Below are 15,221 nucleotides of genomic sequence, written 5' to 3'. Positions count from 1 at the left end.
GGACCTCCGGGCCCACGACGCGGGATGTCGTGTTCCTAGGCCAGGCTCTGCACCAGCTCGGCGATCGGCTTGCGGACGCCGGTGTAGAACGGCACCTCCTCGCGGACGTGCCGCCGGGCCCGGCTGGCCCGCAGGTCGCGCATGAGGTCGACGATGCGGTGCAGCTCGTCGGCCTCGAACGCGAGCATCCACTCGTAGTCGCCCAGCGCGAACGCGGCGACGGTGTTCGCCCGCACGTCCGGGTACGGGCGCGCCTGCATCCCGTGCTCCTTGAGCATGTCGCGCCGCTCCTCGTCGGGGAGCAGGTACCACTCGTAGGAGCGCACGAACGGGTAGACGCAGACGAACTGGCGCGGCTCCTCGTCGGCGAGGAACGCCGGGATGTGGCTGCGGTTGAACTCGGCCGGCCGGTGCAGCGCCATCTGCGACCACACCGGGTCGAGGTGCCGGCCCACCGTCGTGCGGCGCAACCGCGTGTAGGCCTCCTGCAGTGCCTCGGCCGAGGACGCGTGCCACCAGACCATGACGTCGGCGTCGGCGCGGAAACCCGCCACGTCGTAGGTGCCCCGCACGACGACGTCCTTGCCGGCGAGCTCCTCGACCAGCGCGGACAGCTCGTCGGCGGCCGCGGTCCGGGCGTCGTCCGCCAGGGGCCGGGCGAGCCGGAACACCGACCACATGGTGTAGCGGATGGTGGCGTTGAGCTCGTTCGCCCGCTTGCCGATGCTGCGCTGCTCGGCCTGCTGGTCGGCCTGCTCCGCGGTCTGCTGCTCGCTCATGCCCCCATTGTCCTCGCCCCGGCGGTGTGCCCGGGCACACCCTCGGGGCCCGGACGCGCGACGGCCCTTCCCGAGCCGGTCGGGAAGGGCCTGAGGTGGCGCGGTGGACGGACGGCGGGTCAGCCCGCCGTCCGGCTCGTCTCCCGTTCGCGCTCCAGCCGTGCGGTGCGGGCGTCGCGGCAGTCGTCGCAGGCGGCCATCCACACGTGGTGGCGCAGGCAGCGGACGTGGCGGGAGAACTGGACAGGGATCTGGTTCAGGTGGTGCGTGGAACTCACGCCTCCCCCAACACCGCGGCCCCCTCCCGGATGCCCGAGCCCGTGGTGGTGTGGGCCACCCCGGACCCGGTCTCACCCGGGGCAGCGGCGGCTCAGCCACGCGTCGACGTCGATCTCCACGATCCGGCCGATGAGGAAGCGCGGCGCCCGGATGCCCACCGCCGTCCGGTCGAGCGTGGCGGTCCCCCGGATGCGCAGCCAACCGTCCGGCTGCGGCTCCGCGGTGGCGCTCACCCGGAGCGGCGCGGAGGTGCCCCGCACGTGGACGACCCCGTCGGCGACCCACCGGCCCTCGCCGTCCGGCGCGAAGCTGGCGCAGGTCCAGGTCATCGTGGGGTGCCGGTCGATGTCCAGGAGGCCGGGCTTGCGCAGGTCGGCGTCCCGGCGGGCGATCCCGGTGTCGATGCTGCCCAGGTCCAGCTCGGCGATGATCCGCACGGGGTCCGACGACCCGCCCACCTCGACCTCACCCCAGCCGCACGTGACGGCGCCCCGCACGGGCTTGCCGAGGTTGCGGACGGCGAAGGTGACGCGGGTGCGGCTGTCCGACACGATCCAGACGCCGGCGGCCACGCCCGACGCCCGCAGCTGCGCGGTCACGACCGCACCGCCGTCGGGACGTCGGCGCGGAGGACCCGGCCGAGCTCGGTGCGGTCGGGTCCCGGCAGCAGCGCCGGGTCCTCGCCGGGCAGCAGCGGGGTGGACGCGATGCGGTCACGCACCTCGGTGAGGGTCTCGACCCCGGTGGCCAGCCCGAGGACGACGATCCGGTCGTCGGGCGAGCGGAACACCTGGACGCCGACCAGCCCGTCCACGTCCCGCACGACCGGGTGGATCCGCTCGCGTCCGCCGCGCTCGGCGGCCCGGGCGACGTCGGGGTCACCCGCACCGTTGAGCCAGGTCAGCTGGGCGAACAGCGGGGTCCGGCCGGCGGCGGCGCCGTCGAACCCGTCGACGAGGTCGTGGACCCGCCCGGGGCGCTCCGCCTCGTCCGGCCAGAACGCGACGACGGTGCCCTCGTCGCCGGACAGGTGCTCGACGACGACGGCGCCCGCCGGCTCGGCGCCGTCGGCCACGACGGCGCGCAGGATCCCGGCGGGATCGGTTCCGGCGCCCGGAGGACGCCGGTAGGAGTGGATGGTGGCGCGCACGGGGTGCTCCTCCCGTCGGGGACCGGCCGTCCCGGTCCCGGTGCGGACGACCATCCGGCGGCGCCGTCCTCCGGACATCCGTGGAACCACGGGTCCGCAGCACTGAGAAGTCGGTACGCAGGACGTCCGCGGACGGGGATACTGCGCGCCGTGGCGCCCGCCCCCGCGCCTCCCGACGGCGCCCCCTTCGTCGGCCGGACCGCCGAGCTCGCCGAGCTCACGGCGGGCATCGCCGCGGCCGGGGCCGGCCGCGGCGGCCTCCTCCTGCTCTCCGGCCCGGCCGGCATCGGCAAGACCCGCACGGTCGAGGAAGCGGTGGGCGGCGCGCCGGCCGTGGCGTGGGGGCGGTGCGTGGACGATCCGGGTGCCCCGCCGCTGTGGCCGTGGCGGAGGGTGGCGCGCACGCTGCCGGACGTCCGGGCGGCCGTCTCGGGGTGGGAGACGGGCTCGGCTGCGTCGCGCGACCCGGAGGCCGCCAGGTTCCGGCTGGTCGCGACGGCCGTCGAGGCGCTCGTCGACACGGCGGGACCCGAGGGGCTGGTCGTCGTCCTGGAGGACCTGCACTGGGCCGACGAGACGTCGCTGCGGCTGCTCCGCCACCTCGCCGGCGAGCTGCAGCGGTCCCGCCTGCTGGTCGTCGGCACCTACCGCGATCCGTCCGGCGGGGCGGGCCGCCGCGCCCTGGACGCCGCACTGCCCGACCTGCTGCGCTGGCCGAGCACGCGCAGCGTTCCCCTGGCGCCGCTGGGCGAGGACGACGTGGCGGCGTTCCTGCCGGGCGCCCCGGCGGAGGCGGTGCGGACGGCCTACCACCGCAGCGGCGGCAACCCGCTGTACCTGCGCGCCGTCGCCCGGGCGTCCGCGACGGCCGGCGGCGACGGCGACGCGGCCCTGCGCGGGCTCGTGCGCACGACGCTCACCGAGCTGCCCCCGCCGGTCCTCGACCTGCTCGACACCGCCGCCGTCCTGGGCGAGGAGGTCGACGCCGGACGGCTCGCCCTCGTGACCGGGCGGCAGGTGGCGGAGGTCCGCCACGGGCTGGACGTCGCCGTGCGGGCCGGTGTCCTGACCGCGGTGCCCGACGTCCCGGGGCGGCGGCGCTTCGCCCACGCGGTGGTGCGCGACGCCATCTACGCCGACCTCTCCCCCAGCGCGCGCGAGGAGCTGCACCGCCGCGCCGCCGAGGCCCTGGAGCAGCTGGCCCAGGAGGACGACGGCACGGCGGGCCTGGTCGCCGGCCACTGGCTGCGGGCCGTCGCGGAGCGGACGACGCTGCTGCGTGCCGCCTCGTGGGCCCGCCGCGCGGCGGGCTCGGCCACCCGCTCGCTCGCGTTCGACGAGGCGGCCGGGTTCCTCGCGATGGCGCTGTCCGCCGCCGACCGGGCCGGGCAGGACGCCCCCGACCGGGCGGAACTCCTGCTGGAGCTGGCCACGGCGGAGTTCCGGGCGGGGCGCTCCCGCGAGAGCCTGGAGCACGCCTGCACCGCCTCCGACCTCGCGGCGGCGTGCGGCCGCGACGACCTGCTCGCCCCCGCGGCGCTCGCCGTGCAGGACGTCGCCGCGCCCGGGTTCCCGCCGGCGGTGCTGCGGATGTGCGAGCGGGCGCTGGCCGATCCCTCGCTCGCCGGCCGGCCCGCGGTCCGGGCCCGCCTGCTCGCCCAGTCGGCCTCGGTGCTGGCGGACGCGGGACGGGTCAGCGCCTCGGCCGCGCGGTCGGCCGAGGCCCTCGCGCTCGCCGAGGAGAGCGGTGACCCCCAGGCCGTCGTCGACGCCGTCCGGGCCCGGATGAAGGGGCAGCCCGCCGTCCTCGGCCGGGCGGAGCGGATGCGCCTGGGACTGCTCGCGATCGAGCACGCTGCCGAGACCGGACAGCCGCTGGCCGAGCTGTGGGGTGCGAAGTGGCGGATCGACGCGGCGCTCGAGGGCGGCGACACGGCCACCGTCGACGACGAGCTGGCACGGGTGACGGCGCTGGCCGCCCGTACGCGTCTGCCGATGATCCGGTGGCACGACCTGCGGCTCCGAGCGTCGGTGGCGGCGCTCTACGGGCGGTTCCCCGAGGCGCTCGCCCTCAACGAGGAGGCCCGGGTCGTCGGCGAGACGGAGCTGACCCAGGACATCTCGGCCGCCGGCATGTCCGGGGCCTTCCTGTACCAGCACGCGCTGGTGACCGGGCAGGGGCAGGAGCTGGACAGCTCACCGGTCCGGCTGCTCCAGCTGGCCGACGAGGTGCCGATCGTGCAGGCCAGCCGCGCGGTGGTGGCGCTGGTCGCCGGCGAGCGCGACGAGGCGGCGGGCCGGTACGAGCAGCTGCGGCCGCGGATGTCCGACCCCGACTTCGTCGGGTCCGCCGGCGTGGCCGAGACCCTCGTGCCGCTGGTCGAGGCGTTCGGCGACGTCGAGACCGCGGGCGAGCTCGCGAGGATCATCGGCGGGTACGCGTGGGACGCCGCCGGCGCCGGCGTCTACTGCTGCGGCTCGATGGTGGTGCTGCTCGGCCGGCTCGCCGCGGTGCGCGAGGAGTGGGACGAGGCCGTCGGCCACTTCGAGGAGGCGCTGCGCGTGGACACCCGGACCGGGGCCCGTCCCGCCGCGGTGCACGACCGCCTCGGGCTCGCGGCGGCGCTGCTGGCGCGCGGCCGGGCGGGTGACGCGGCCCGGGCGGCCGAGCTCGCGCGCCCGGCACTGGCCGAGGCCCGCCGGCTGGGCATGCCGGGACCGCAGCGCAGGTCAGCCGAGCTGCTCGACCGGGCCGGGCGGGCGGCACGGGCCGCGGACCCGCTCACGGTCCGCGAGCGGGAGATCGCCGGCCTGGTCTCCGCCGGGCTCACCAACCGGCAGATCGCCGAGCGGCTGTTCCTGTCGGCGCGGACGGTGGAGACCCACGTGCGCAACATCCTGACGAAGCTGGGGCTGGCCAACCGCACGCAGATCGCCACGCGCACGGTCGCGCCCTAGAGCAGGGCCTCCAGCGCGTGGTGGGCGTCGCGGATGCACGCCGGCACCCCGACCCCTCGGAAGGCCGCCCCCGCGACGGCCAGACCGGGCACGTCGCTGACGGCGGCACGGACGGCGTCCACCCGGGCCGGGTGCCCGACCAGGTACTGCGGCAGCCCGCCGCCCCAGCGCACGAGGCGGGTCTCCACCGGCTCGGGCCGGTCGAGGTCGAGCAGCTCGGCGACATCGGCGACCACGGCGCGGGTCAGGTCCTCGTCGGAGCGCTGCAGCTCCGACTCGTCGCGGAACCGGCCGACCGAGGAGCGCACCAGCAGCGCGTCTCCCCCACCGAGGTGCGGCCACTTGGCAGACGACACGGTCACGCCCTTCACGAGGCGGCCGGTCACGGGAGGCACGAGCAACCCCGACCCCGCGTCGACGTCCTGTGCGGGGAACGCCATCGCGACGACGGCCATCGAGGCGTACGGGATGCCCTGCAGCGGCTCGACCGCGCCGGGCGCCACCTCGCCGAGCAGCCGGGCGGCCTTCTGCGCGGGCGCGGTCACCAGCACGGCGTCCGCGGTCAGCAGCTCCGGTGCCGCTGCCGGGCCGATGGAGAGCTCGAAGCCCGACGCCGTCCGGCGGAGGGCGTGCGCCGGGGTCCGGAGGCGGACCTCGGCCCGGGCCGCGGCGACCAGGGCGCCCGGCAACGCCCCGATGCCGTCGGCGACCGTGGCGAAGACGGGCCCGTCGGCGTCGCCGCGGCTGCGCGTGCCCGCGTCCCGCGAGGCGGCCGCGGCGGCGAGCACCGAGCCGGCTCCGGGCAGGTGAGCGGCCAGGGCCGGCATCGTCGCCGCCAGCGACAGCTCGTCGGCCCGGCCGGCGTAGACCCCGCCCAGCAGCGGCTCGACCAGGCGGTCGACGACCTCGTCGCCCAGCCGTTCGCGGAGCAGGCCGCCGACGGCGACGTCGCCGTGCAGGGCGAGCCTCGGCAGGTCGGCCTCGGCGCGCACCCGGGAGACACCCTCCGGGGACAGGAACCCGTCCAGCCCCTCGGCCGACGCCGGGACCCCGAGGACGGTGCCCGCGGGCAGCGGGTGGCGGCCGTCGGGCAGGACGACCGAGGCCTGCGTCGTGGTGGGTGCGACCAGCCGGTCGCCGAGGCCCAGGTCCTCGATCAGCCGGACCGCCTCGGGGACGCGCGCGAGCACCGCCTCGGGCCCGGTGTCGTACCAGTGCCCGGCGAGCTCGACCCGGTGGAGCTTGCCGCCGATCCGGTCACCGGCCTCGAGGACGACGATCTCGTCGTCGGGCCGGCGCCGGCGCCACTCGAACGCGGCGGCCAGGCCGGTGATCCCGGCGCCGACGACGACCAGCCGGCGCGTGGTCATCGGCCCGTGAGCTCGTGGACCAGCTCGACGACGTGGGTGATGACGCCGGGGTCGGTGTCGGGCAGCACCCCGTGGCCGAGGTTGAAGATGTGGCCGCGGGCGGCGCGGCCCTGCTCCACGACCCGGCGCACCTCGCGGTCGACGGTGGTCCGGTCCGCGAGCAGCACGGCGGGGTCGAGGTTGCCCTGCAGCGAGCGCCCCGGCCCGACGCGGCGGGCGGCCTCGTCCAGGGGGACGCGCCAGTCGACCCCCACCACGTCGGCGCCCGCGTCACCGATCAGCGGCAGCAGCTCGCCGGTGCCGACGCCGAAGTGGATGCGGGGGACGTCCCGGTCCCCCAGCCCGTCGAACACGGCCCGGGAGTGCGGCAGCACCCGCTCGGCGTAGTCGGCGGCCGAGAGGACGCCGGCCCAGGAGTCGAACAGCTGCACCGCGGAGGCACCCGCGTCGACCTGCGCCCGGAGGAAGGTGGCGGCCGACACCGCGAGCCGGTCGAGCAGCCGGCCCCACGCCTCGGGCTCGGCGTACATGAAGGCCTTGGTGCGGGCGTGCTCCTTCGACGGCCCGCCCTCGATGAGGTAGGTGGCCAGAGTGAAGGGCGCACCGGCGAAGCCGATGAGCGGCGTCGGCCCGAGCTCGGCGACCAGCGCGCGCACCGCCGTCTCCAGGAAGGCCAGGCGCTCGGGTTCGAGCGGCGGCAGCGCGTCGACGTCGGCCACGGAACGCACCGGCTGCGCGACGACCGGGCCGACCCCGGGCTTGATGTCGATGTCGACACCGGCGACCACCAGCGGCAGCACGATGTCGGAGAAGAGGATCGCGGCGTCCACCCGGTGGCGGCGGACCGGCTGCAGGGTGATCTCGGTGACCAGGTCGGGGTCCTGGCAGGAGGCCAGCATCCCGGTGCCGGCCCGCAGCTCCCGGTACTCCGGCAGGGACCGCCCGGCCTGGCGCATGAACCACACCGGCGTCCGGCTCACCGGCAGGCCGCGGGCGGCCCGCACGAGGTCGGAATCGGACGGCAGCGCCCGGGCAGGGTCGGTAGCGGCACTCACGACCGCCGATCCTCCCAGACGGCGCGCGGGTGCCGGGCCGCCGTCCGCGATCGGCCGGGTGACCGAGCGGTTGCGGCGCGTCGGGAGCGGTGTGCTACCCGGCGGCCTACCCTGCCAGCGTGGAGCCCACCAGCCTGGCCGGCGCCGGGAACCGGGGCAGGGACGCGACCGGCGACGAACCCCCTGCCGAGTTCCGTGCCGCGCTGGAGGCGCTCGCCGCCGTCCACGCCCGGCCGGAGATCGTGCTGGAGCAGATCCCCGCACCGCAGCGGCTGGCGCCCTTCGCCCACGCGGTCGCCGCCCGGGTGGGCGAGGCCGACCCCGACGGCGCCGAGGACTTCGAGATCGCGAGCGCCCGGTTCATCGTGCTGTATGACCCCGCGGGGCACGAGGCGTGGAAGGGGACCACCCGCTGCGTGGGCTACCTCTCCGCCGCCACCGACGAGGAGCTCGTCGACGACACCATGTTCTCCGAGGTGGCCTGGAGCTGGCTCACCGACGCCCTGGCCGAGGCCGGCGCCCAGCACCACGCCGTCGGTGGGACCGTCACGCGCACCGCCTCGACCCGCTTCGGGGACCTCGCGGGCCCCGAGCACAGCGTCGACGTCGAGATGCGGGCGTCGTGGACGGCGGAGGACGCGGCACTGGACCGGCACCTGCAGGCGTGGCTCGACGTCCTGGGCAACGCGGCCGGCCTGCCCCCGCCGGGTGTGCGGCTGCTCGGGCCCGGCGGGGAGAGTCGCTGACCGCTCCGGCGGAGAGGGTCTCTAACATCGGGGAGGCAGCCGGGCACTGGCCCCGCTGCGCCGGCGCCCCTCTCCCCCGCTCCGCGCACGATCCCGTGCGGGAACGCCCCGGAGCCGGCGGCCCGACGACGAGCACCGGCAAGAAGGTGGACGGCAACTGAGCACCGAGCCCACTCCCGCCCCGGCGGAGGACGCCGCGGAGACGTCCCCGCCGGCCGAGCCGCTGCTCGCGCCGCGCGACGGCCTCCCGCCGGTCATCGAGACCTCGACCCAGCTCGTCGAGTACGCCGCCGCGCTGCGCGGCGGCTCGGGGCCCGTCGCCGTGGACGCCGAGCGGGCTTCGGGCTACCGCTACGGCCAGAAGGCCTACCTCGTGCAGATGCGGCGCAAGGGCTCGGGGACGGGGCTGATCGACCCCGTCCCGCTGCCGGACCTGTCGGTGGTCCAGGACGCCGTCGCGGACGCCGAGTGGGTGCTGCACGCAGCCAACCAGGACCTGCCCTGCCTGGCCGAGATCGGTCTCGTGCCGAGCCGGGTCTTCGACACCGAGCTCGCCGCGCGGCTGGCCGGTCTGCCCCGCGTCGGGCTGGGCGCGGTCGTCGAGTCGCTGCTCGGCTACACGCTGCAGAAGGGTCACTCCGCCGCCGACTGGAGCACCCGGCCGCTGCCCGAGGAGTGGCTGGTCTACGCCGCCCTGGACGTCGAGGTGCTCGTCGAGCTGCGCGACGCCCTCGCGGCGATCCTCGAGGAGCAGGGCAAGACCGACTGGGCCCGCCAGGAGTTCGAGGCCATCCTCGCCGCCGGGCCGCCGGCACCGCGGGTGGACCCGTGGCGGCGCACGTCCGGTGTGCACGGCCTGCGCAGCCGGCGTCAGCTCGGGATGCTCCGCTCGCTGTGGGAGGCCCGGGACGACATGGCGCGTCGCCGCGACGTCGCTCCCGGCCGGGTGCTGCCCGATTCGGCGATGGTCTCCGCCGTGCAGGCCGACCCGGTCAACGAGGGCGCCCTGCTGGAGCTGCCCGTCTTCCGCGGCCGCGCCAACCGGCGGCTGGTCGCCACCTGGTTCGGCGCGATCGCCCGCGGTCGCTCGCTCCCGGAGGCGGACTTGCCGCCGCACAGCCGGTCGGGCGACGGGCCTCCTCCCGTCAACCGCTGGGCCGACCGCGACCCCGCCGCGGCCACCCGCCTGCAGGCCGCGCGCGCGGGTCTCGCCGAGCTGTCGGAGAAGCACTCGGTGCCGGTGGAGAACATCGTCTCCCCCGACCTGGTCCGCCGGATCATGTGGAGCCCGCCGGAGGACCGCGACGCCGCGGCCGTGGCGGGCGCGCTCCGCGCCGGTGGGGCGCGGGAGTGGCAGGTCGAGCTCACGCTGCCCGTGCTGACCGAGGCGGTCACCAAGGCCTGAGACGCCGGCGCGTCGTTACGCGATCGTGACGATCCGCCGCGGGTGCACGCGTCACGCTGCTGCGTGTAGGTCACGCGGGGCGGCGGAGGGGACGGGCGGTGGACGAGCTGGGGTACCGGAGACCGGCCGACCCGGCCGAGCTCCCGCCGGCCCACGGGGTGGTCCCGCCCGCCGGCGACCGGCGGCCGACCCGGCGCGGTGTCCTCCTGGCCCTGGGCTGCGTCCTCCTGCTCGCCCTCGTGCTGCCGCGGCTGACCGGCGGCGGGGGCGACGGCGCGGAGCCCGCTCCCCCGGCCGCCACCGAGGCGCCGTCGGCCGCACCGGTGGGCGGCGCGGGGCCCGGCGGTGCCCAGGGCAGCTGGTTCGACGGGCCCACCCGCGGCTCGCTGGCCGGCGACCGGGCGTTCGTGGACGGCGTCAAGGCGCTGCCCTGGGCCGACGAGCCACCCGTGCGCGCGGCCGACGGGACGATCCTCTACTACCTGCCCGACCCGCCGGTCGAGGCACGGACGGTCGTCTTCGCCGGTGAGGTCCCCGGCGGACGCTGGGCGCTGGTCGTGGGCACGCCGTCGGCGGAGGCCGCCGCGGCGGCGGGCGTGCCGCCCGACGTCGTCCCCACCGACCAGCTCACGGCTTCCTGGTTCACCGGCCCGGTCGACGCCGCGCCGGAGCAGATGACGCTGGCCAGCGGTCCCAACGGCATCGCCGGCGACTGGCCGGTCGCGCTCACCGACCCGCGCAGCGGCGTCCTCGTCGTGGTCGCCCGGCCCGGCGACAGCGTCGAGGTGTCCCAGCGGCCGATGGTCGACGCCGAGGGGGAGACCACCCGGGAGTGGCGGAAGGTCGAGACCGACGACGGCGTCGCCGTGACCCGGGTGTCACCGTTCCCGCGGGCGTTCGACGGGTCGACGTCCTTCCGGGTCGTGCGCGGTGACCGGCTCGAGGCGCGCGACATGCCGTGGTCCGTCTTCGCCGAGGACCTCGTCGAGCAGCCGCTGCCGATCGGGTACCCCCGCGGCCGGCCGAACGCCCTCGGCGAGCGGGCCGCCCAGTTCGCGGCGGGGAACGTGCTCGGCGAGCTCGGCCTCTCCCCCGCGCAGGTGACCATCACGGCGCAGTGGGTCGGCAGCGTGCCCACCGGGGAGGTGGAGCAGGCAGCAGTCGTCACCGTGCAGCTGCCGAGCGGCGCGGTCGTCGTCGCGTCGCAGTGGCTGGCGCCGGAGCTGCCCGACGGCTCGAACATGGGCGCCTACTGCGGGCAGGCGATCCTCCCGGCCGGGCCCCCGCCCGAGCGCCGGGTGGAGGCGGTCGCCTGCGAGACGATCGACCACACGTCGGGAGCGACCCTGAGCACCCACCTCGTGGTGGTCGCGCCCCCGGAGGTGGCGCTGGTGCGCACCTACGACGGCGACCGGGTGTTCCTGGAGGAGCACGCCACCCAGGACGGCGTCCTCGTCGTCCCCATGGCCCTCGGCACCGAGACGGTGGAGGCGGTGACGGCGGGCGGGGTCACCCTGGGCCGCGTCGAGCTGCTCGGGCACGCGGCGAACTTCGGTGACTGAGCGCTCGCGCGCGATCGCGGTCGCAGCACTCGTCCTCGCGCTGACCGGCTGCGGCGCCGGAACCTCCGGGCTGGCGCCGCCGACGCTCGAGCCGACCTTCCCGGCCGAGCCTCCTGTCGCCTGGGCCCGGCCCGGCCACCTGGCGGTGACCACCCAGGGCAGCTCCAGCTGCCCCACCGGACCGACCGCGGTCGCGGCGAGCGGCGAGCAGGAGGTGGTGCTGGAGGTGGGCCACCTCCACCCCGATCGCGACCCGTGCTCGGCCGATATGGCCCCGACGACGACCGAGGTCGAGCTTCCCGACGGCGTCTCCGACGGTGCGGAGGTGACCGTGCGCCTCCGCTACTCGAACGGGGACGAGGAGACGGTCGTCCTGCCGCCCGCCGGCGACTGACACGGCGGGCGGCAGGGGCCGATCCCCCTAGTGACCGGTCGCCGCCGCGCGGCGCCGGGCGAGCGCGTCGACGCTCGCGGCGAGCAGCAGCACGCCACCGGTGATGATGTAGCTCAGGTAGGCCTCGGTGCCGAGCAGACCCAGGCCGTTCGCGATGATCGCGACGACCAGGCCACCGAGGACGGCGTCACGGACGCGTCCTCGGCCACCGAAGAGGCTGGTGCCACCGATGACCGCCGCGCCGACCGCGTACAGCAGGGTGTTCCCGGCACCGGAGCCGGGCGACACCGACCCGAGGCGGGCCGCCGCGACGATGCCGCTGATCGCCGCCAGGGTCTGGCCGATGACGAAGACCGACACCCGGATCTTGGTGACGTTGACACCGGCACGGCGGGCCGCCTCGGCGTTGCCGCCGACCGCGTAGACGTGCCGCCCGTAACTGGTGCGTCCCAGCAGGAACGTCAGGATCAGCAGCAGGATGACGACCAGCGGGATCGCGTACGGGATGCCCGCGAGGACGACGCCCACGGCCGGGGCCCGGTCGACGCTGAGCACCGCGGTGACCAGCACGACCACGGCGGCGATGACGCCGATCCGGATGAGCACCACGGCGAACGGCTGGTGCGCGAGGCCCTTCGCCTTCTGCGTGCGCCACCGGTTCAGCTGCAGCAGCGCGTAGAGGGCGATCACCACCACGGCCAGGACCCAGCCGAGCACCACCGGCAGGTTCTTGTCGCTGATCGCGGTGATGACGTCGTCGCGGACCGGCACCGTGCCGCCCTGGCCGATGAGCCGCAGCGTGACGCCCTGCCAGCCCAGGAACAGGGCCAGGGTGACGACGAACGACGGGATGCCGATCAGGCCCACCAGGCTGCCGGTGAACAGGCCGATGACCACGCCGGTGACGATCGCGGCCAGCACGGCGACGTACCAGGGGGACCCGGCGTCGGCGAGCAGCTTGGCCATGACGGCCGCGCAGACGCCGCTGACGACGCCCGCGGACAGGTCGATCTCGCCGAGCAGCAGGACGAAGACCAGCCCCATCGCGAGGATGATGATCGGCGCCGCCTGGTCGGCGAGGTTGGCCATGTTGCGCGGCGTCAGGAAGGTCTCCGGGCGCAGGATCGTGAAGAAGATGCCCAGGACGACGATGCCCAGGATCGCGGGCAGCGCGCCGAGGTCACCGCCCCGCACCTTGTCGACGTACGCGCGAGCGGCGCCGCCGACCGAGTCGGCCGTGCGGTCGGCCTCGAAGCCCGACGGCGCGCCGCCGGGCTCCTGGGCGCTGGTGGACTCGGAGATCGTGCTCGACATGGCTCAGACCTCCACGGCCGCGGCGTCGGCCGGCGCGATCCCGATCTCGCCCGACCGGCCGGCGGTGATGAGCTCGATGACCTGGCTGCGGTTGACCTCGGAGATCGGGATGTCGGCCGCCATGCGGCCGAGGTAGAGCGCGGCGACCCGGTCGGCAACCTCGAAGACGTCGACCATGTTGTGCGAGATGAAGACGACCGCGTGGCCGGTGTCGGCGAGCCGGCGGACGAGGTCGAGGACCTGCCGCGTCTGGGCGACGCCGAGCGCCGCCGTCGGCTCGTCGAGGACGACCAGCTTGGACTCCCAGAGCACCGCCTTGGCGATCGCGACCGTCTGGCGCTGGCCACCGGAGAGGCTGGAGACGAGCTGGCGCACGGACTTGAGCGTGCGGACCGACAGCTTGCTGAGGGTGTCGCGGGCGGCCTGCTCCATCGACACCTCGTCGAGGACGATGCCGTTCTTGCGCTCGCGGCCGAGGAACATGTTCTGGACGACGTCGAGGTTGTCGGCCAGCGCGAGGTCCTGGTAGACGATCTCGATGCCGAGCGCCGCGGCCTCCCGGGGCCCGGAGATCGAGACCGGCCGGCCCTCGAAGAGCATCTGGCCCGCGTCGATGGAGTGGATGCCGGCGATCGACTTGATCAAGGTGCTCTTGCCGGCCCCGTTGTCACCCACCAGCGCGGTGACCTGGCCGGGGTAGACCTTCATGTTGACGCCGTGCAGGACCTGGATGGCGCCGAAGCTCTTGTCGACGCCCCGCAGTTCCAGGGTCGGCGTGGGTTCCAGGGTGGGGGTGCCGTCCTCGGGACGGCCTGTCGGTGCGGACACGCCGGGGCCTCTCGGTAGAGCCGGTTCGGGAGCAGTGATGGCTGCCGGGGCGCCCATCATGGGCGCCCCGGCAGCCGGTGACCACTACTCGATGCCCAGCTCGGAGCACGCGTCGGCGAACTCGCCGGTGCACAGCTCCTCGGCCGTCACGAAGTCGTCGTCGACGACGTCCTTGACGTTGTCCCGGAAGATCGAGACCGGGGTGAGCAGGACCGACGGGACGTCACGGCCACCCTCGGTGTCCTCGACGGTGCCGGTGGTCTCGCCCTCCTCGCCGTTGATCAGCGCGACGGCCAGCTCGGCCAGCGCGTTGGCCTCCTCGCGGATCGACTTGTAGACAGTCATGCACTGGTCTCCGGCGAGGATGTTCTGCAGGCCCTCGACCGTGGCGTCCTGACCGGTCACGTTGTTCGCACCGGCGGCGTTGTTGCGGCCCAGGATCTGGATGACCGAGTTGGCCAGACCGTCGTTGGCCGCCAGGACACCGGCGATGTTGCCGCCGGCCTGGGTGTACATCTGCTCGAAGATCGTCGCCGCCTCCTGGTTGTCCCAGCCCGGCACGGCCTGCTCGGCCACCTGCTGGTACTGGGTCATCGGGTCGAGGACCTCGTGCGCACCGGCGGAGAACAGCGTCGCGTTGTTGTCGTCCGGCGAGCCGTTCAGGAAGGCGATGGGGCCCTCCGCGACGCCGTTGGCCTCCAGGCACTGGGCCAGACCCTCGCCCTGGAGCCGACCGACCTCGGTGTTGTCGAAGGACACGTAGTACTCGGCCGAGCCGCCCAGGGTGAGCCGGTCGTAGTCGATCGTCTGCACGCCCTCGTTGGCGGCCTGCTCCTGGATCTGCGCGCCCGAGGCGGAGTCCAGGTTGACGATCGCGAGGACCGTGGCCCCCTCGGTGATCATCTGCTCGGCGATGGTGGCCTGCCGCTGGGCGTCGCCCTCGGCGTTCTGGATGTCGTACTCGACACCGGCCTCCTCGAAGGCGGCCTCGAGGTAGGGACGGTCGAAGTTCTCCCAGCGGACCGAGGACTCGGTGTCCGGGAGGATCACACCGACCTTGCCGGCGGCGTCGCCGCCACCGCCACCGCCACTGCCGCCGCTGTCGCCGCCGTCGTCGCTGCCACATGCGGCCAAGCCGAAGACGAGGGCGGCCGCGATCGCCGTCGTCAGGGTGCTCCGTCGCGCCATGAGAGGGGACCTGCCTTTTTGTTGGGGTTACATCGAAATTCCGGCGGCACATCTTTTCCAGTCGTCGGTTGTGACCGCAAGCACAGATGTGCACCGTTGCCGGACCGTGACCTGGGGCCTCGACCCGCACGGGTCGAGTCCCGCTTGGCCGGACGGTTACCGACGGGTAACTTTGGCGGGCCGCGCCCCCCAC

The 15,221-nt window shown here is 75.3% G+C and carries 14 protein-coding genes; 5 read left to right on the top strand and 9 right to left on the bottom strand.

Annotation, left to right across the window (positions count from 1 at the left end; all coding sequences use genetic code 11):
• Positions 1 to 35: 35 nt before the first annotated feature.
• The 4 genes from hemQ to DCS98_RS05415 form a co-directional block, all read right to left on the bottom strand.
• Positions 36 to 779 (bottom strand): hydrogen peroxide-dependent heme synthase, encoded by a 744-nt coding sequence (gene hemQ / locus DCS98_RS05425; RefSeq protein ID WP_116450346.1) that lies wholly within the window; start codon positions 777 to 779, stop codon positions 36 to 38.
• Positions 780 to 898: 119 nt separating this feature from the next.
• A complete protein-coding gene (locus DCS98_RS22870; protein WP_164704396.1) occupies positions 899 to 1,057 on the bottom strand; it encodes a hypothetical protein in 159 nt (52 codons plus the stop codon).
• 72 nt (positions 1,058 to 1,129) lie between these two features.
• A complete protein-coding gene (locus DCS98_RS05420) occupies positions 1,130 to 1,657 on the bottom strand; it encodes a YceI family protein (RefSeq protein ID WP_116450345.1) in 528 nt (175 codons plus the stop codon).
• A complete protein-coding gene (locus DCS98_RS05415; RefSeq protein ID WP_164704373.1) occupies positions 1,654 to 2,208 on the bottom strand; it encodes a hypothetical protein in 555 nt (184 codons plus the stop codon). Before DCS98_RS05415 ends, DCS98_RS05420 begins: the two co-directional genes overlap by 4 nt.
• A gap of 150 nt (positions 2,209 to 2,358) precedes the next feature.
• On the opposite strand from DCS98_RS05415, the gene DCS98_RS23860 reads away from it, so the two are divergent.
• Positions 2,359 to 5,166, top strand: a complete 2,808-nt coding sequence (locus tag DCS98_RS23860; protein WP_116450343.1) for an ATP-binding protein — start codon at positions 2,359 to 2,361, stop codon at positions 5,164 to 5,166.
• Here DCS98_RS23860 and hemG read toward each other — a convergent pair.
• Positions 5,163 to 6,536 carry a protoporphyrinogen oxidase gene (gene hemG, locus DCS98_RS05405; protein ID WP_116450342.1) on the bottom strand — a complete coding sequence of 458 codons (1,374 nt, stop codon included), beginning with the start codon at positions 6,534 to 6,536 and terminating at the stop codon, positions 5,163 to 5,165. The genes DCS98_RS23860 and hemG overlap by 4 nt on opposite strands.
• The gene (hemE, locus tag DCS98_RS05400; protein WP_241037211.1) at positions 6,533 to 7,591 is read right to left on the bottom strand and encodes a uroporphyrinogen decarboxylase; all 1,059 of its coding nucleotides are present in this window, start codon (positions 7,589 to 7,591) and stop codon (positions 6,533 to 6,535) included. The genes hemG and hemE overlap by 4 nt, the downstream gene beginning before the upstream one ends.
• 119 nt (positions 7,592 to 7,710) lie before the next feature.
• Between hemE and DCS98_RS05395 the strand changes: the two genes are divergently transcribed.
• The 4 genes from DCS98_RS05395 to DCS98_RS05380 all read left to right on the top strand — a co-directional run bounded on the left by DCS98_RS05395 (position 7,711) and on the right by DCS98_RS05380 (position 11,698).
• Positions 7,711 to 8,337 carry a DUF3000 domain-containing protein gene (locus tag DCS98_RS05395; protein ID WP_116450640.1) on the top strand — a complete coding sequence of 209 codons (627 nt, stop codon included), beginning with the start codon at positions 7,711 to 7,713 and terminating at the stop codon, positions 8,335 to 8,337.
• 55 nt (positions 8,338 to 8,392) lie between these two features.
• A complete protein-coding gene (locus tag DCS98_RS05390) occupies positions 8,393 to 9,742 on the top strand; it encodes an HRDC domain-containing protein (protein ID WP_241037293.1) in 1,350 nt (449 codons plus the stop codon).
• A gap of 98 nt (positions 9,743 to 9,840) precedes the next feature.
• Positions 9,841 to 11,304, top strand: coding sequence for a hypothetical protein (locus DCS98_RS05385; RefSeq protein WP_116450340.1), 1,464 nt, complete (start codon positions 9,841 to 9,843; stop codon positions 11,302 to 11,304).
• Positions 11,297 to 11,698 (top strand): hypothetical protein, encoded by a 402-nt coding sequence (locus DCS98_RS05380; RefSeq protein ID WP_116450339.1) that lies wholly within the window; start codon positions 11,297 to 11,299, stop codon positions 11,696 to 11,698. Before DCS98_RS05385 ends, DCS98_RS05380 begins: the two co-directional genes overlap by 8 nt.
• Positions 11,699 to 11,725: 27 nt before the next feature.
• Here DCS98_RS05380 and DCS98_RS05375 read toward each other — a convergent pair whose 3' ends face one another.
• From DCS98_RS05375 to DCS98_RS05365, 3 genes are all read right to left on the bottom strand, one after another.
• Complete coding sequence (locus DCS98_RS05375) at positions 11,726 to 13,012, bottom strand: sugar ABC transporter permease (protein ID WP_116450338.1); 1,287 nt, start codon at positions 13,010 to 13,012, stop codon at positions 11,726 to 11,728.
• A gap of 3 nt (positions 13,013 to 13,015) precedes the next feature.
• On the bottom strand, positions 13,016 to 13,840 hold the full coding sequence (locus DCS98_RS05370) for an ATP-binding cassette domain-containing protein (protein ID WP_241037209.1): 825 nt from the start codon (positions 13,838 to 13,840) through the stop codon (positions 13,016 to 13,018).
• An 84-nt stretch (positions 13,841 to 13,924) separates the two neighbouring features.
• On the bottom strand, positions 13,925 to 15,028 hold the full coding sequence (locus DCS98_RS05365; protein ID WP_116450337.1) for a sugar ABC transporter substrate-binding protein: 1,104 nt from the start codon (positions 15,026 to 15,028) through the stop codon (positions 13,925 to 13,927).
• Positions 15,029 to 15,221: the final 193 nt, after the last annotated feature.

This window comes from Blastococcus litoris, assembly GCF_003075095.1.
Classification (GTDB): Bacteria; Actinomycetota; Actinomycetes; order Mycobacteriales; family Geodermatophilaceae; genus Blastococcus_B; species Blastococcus_B litoris.
The sequence above is the reverse complement of the archived record's forward strand: the minus strand, read 5'-3'. Positions and strand labels throughout refer to the sequence as shown.